Origin of the sequence: Mycobacterium sp. E735 (assembly GCF_001666955.1) — a bacterium.
GTDB lineage: Bacteria > Actinomycetota > Actinomycetes > Mycobacteriales > Mycobacteriaceae > Mycobacterium.
The window spans coordinates 1-557 of record NZ_LZIX01000214.1 but is presented as its reverse complement, the minus strand read 5'-3'; the positions used below and the strand labels follow the sequence as shown (position 1 = coordinate 557).

The following is a 557-nucleotide window of genomic DNA, read 5'->3' as shown; positions in this document are numbered from 1 at the left end:
TTCCGATCGCCGGGCGACGTGATCCCGCGCTTGATGAGTTGGTCGGATTTTTCGTCAACACGCTGGTGTTGCGCACCGATCTGAGCGGTAATCCCACGGTTGCGCAGTTGTTGGGTCAGGTGCAACAGCGCAGCCTGGCCGCCTATGAGCACCAGGATGTGCCTTTCGAAGTCCTCGTCGAACGGCTGCACCCCACTCGCAGCCTGACCCACCACCCCCTGATCCAAGTCGTCTTGGCCTGGCAGAACGAAGAATTCGCGGACGTGCAGCTGGGCGATCTGAAAGTAACGCCGTTGCCCACCGACACCCGCAGCGCCCGAATGGATCTGGTGTTCTCGCTGGCCGAGCGCTGGACCGAGGACGGGCAGCCCGCCGGCATCGGCGGGGCGGTGGAGTTCCGCACCGACGTGTACAACACCGCCCGCGTCGAGGCCCTGGCCGCGCAACTGCACGACGTGTTGGTCACCATGACCGCCGACTCCGCGCGGCGTATCTCGTCGATCGAGGTGCTGGATGAGGCCGAGCGTGCGCGTCTTGAGGTGATCGGTAATCGGGCG

Annotated in this window: 1 protein-coding gene; it reads left to right on the top strand. The window is 64.8% G+C overall.

Annotated features, from left to right (window positions below; translation table 11 throughout):
* Positions 1 to 557, top strand: a 557-nt coding sequence (locus A5704_RS17105) for a condensation domain-containing protein (RefSeq protein ID WP_156737694.1), incomplete at both ends; no start/stop codon positions are given.